The sequence below is a fragment of the Micromonospora sp. NPDC049275 genome (assembly GCF_043197115.1).
In the GTDB taxonomy this organism is placed as follows: Bacteria; Actinomycetota; Actinomycetes; order Mycobacteriales; family Micromonosporaceae; genus Micromonospora.
Genome location: NZ_JBICSN010000031.1, coordinates 1 through 1,535 on the forward strand (window position 1 = coordinate 1; position 1,535 = coordinate 1,535).

Sequence of the window (1,535 nt, forward strand, 5' to 3'; positions counted from 1 at the left end):
TACTTGCGTTTTAAGGTGGCGGGTCGCCGGGTGTGGTGGTGACCGGCGTGGCGACGTGACGTAAAGCGGCCACCGTCTCAAGATCGGTTCTGCGAAGAAATCGACAAGAGACGGTGGCCGTGCCTGTGATTGTGCATGACGCGGTGGTGCCCTCGCGCGGGGGCACCCCGGGAGTTGAGGATCTCCAGTGGTTCCGCAACAGGGTTTACGGGTGTTTCACCCGTCGGGCTGATGCCTTGTTCGGGTTGGTGGATGCGGTGTTATGTGCTCCTGGACGGGTGCATACGGTGGCTGAGTTGAGTTTGTCGCCGGTGTTCGGCAGGGGTCACGGGTCGGCCTACGCGGCGCTCGCGGATGGTGTCATCGACGTCGAGGCGGTCCAGGACGCGGTGATGGCGCACCGTCGGCAGGACTGGCCGTTGTGGTTCGCGCTGGATCTGAGTTCGTGGGCGCGTCCGTATGCGAAGTCCAGTCCGCAGCGGGGGTGGGTGCATCACAGCATGCGGCACACCAACGGCAGGCCGTTCGTGCCTGGTTGGCAGTATCAGTGGCTAGTGCAGCTGTCGGGGCAGCGCGACTCGTGGACGGCGCCGTTGCAGGCGGTGCGGGTCCCGCCGCAGGCGGACGTGGCCACTCAGGCCGGCGAGCAGATCCGCGCCTGCGTGGAACGGCTGGGTCATACCGACGCGCCGCCGCTGTTCGTCCTCGACGCCGGCTATGACCCGGTCGCGTTGTCCTGGCTGCTGTGGCAGCAGGAGACTCCCGGACCCCGGGCCTCGCTGCTGGTGCGGCTGCGCGCCGATCGCGTGTTCTACCGCGACCCCGGCCCACGCCGACCCGGGCAGAAGGGCCCCACCCCCCGCCACGGCGCCAGGTTCGCCCTCACCGACCCCGGCACCTGGGCGACGCCCGACGCCGAACATCACACCCACGACCCGCACTACGGCCACGTGCGGGTCACCGCCTGGCATCGACTGCACCCCGCGCTCTACGGCCAGTCCGCCGGCGGACGCTACCAACACCTGGCCCGCACCCCGATCGTCGAGGCCACCATCATCCGCGTGCACATCCAGAACCCACCCCGACGCAACGGCGCCACCCACACCCTGTGGCTCTGGCACACCGGACAACCCACCGACCTGGACACCTGCTGGCGGGCCTACCTGCGACGCTTCGACATCGAACACACCTTCAAATACGCCAAAACCCACCTCGGCTGGCTCGCGCCCACCATCCGCCATCCCGAACAAGCCGACCGCTGGACCTGGCTGATCCTCACCGCACTGACCCAGTTGCGCCTAGCCAAACCCCACACCGCCGGCCTACGCCTACCCTGGCAACCCCGCCAACCAGCCCACCGACTCACCCCCGGCCGCGTCCGCAGCGGATTTCCTCACCTCCACGCCACCATCGGCACACCCGCCAAACCCAGAAGAAACTTCCACCCCGGCCCCGGCCGCCCCAAAGGCACACCACGAGGCCCCGCACCACGACACCCCGTGATCAAAAAACCCCACACACGTTAAAACGCAAGT

Annotated in this window: 1 protein-coding gene; it reads left to right on the forward strand. The window is 67.9% G+C overall.

Going from position 1 to position 1,535, the window contains the following annotated elements; translation table 11 throughout:
- Positions 1-146: 146 nt before the first annotated feature.
- The gene (locus ACGFIE_RS33725) at positions 147-1,526 is read left to right on the forward strand and encodes an NF041680 family putative transposase (protein ID WP_393302688.1); all 1,380 of its coding nucleotides are present in this window, start codon (positions 147-149) and stop codon (positions 1,524-1,526) included.
- The last annotated feature ends 9 nt before the right edge of the window (positions 1,527-1,535 follow it).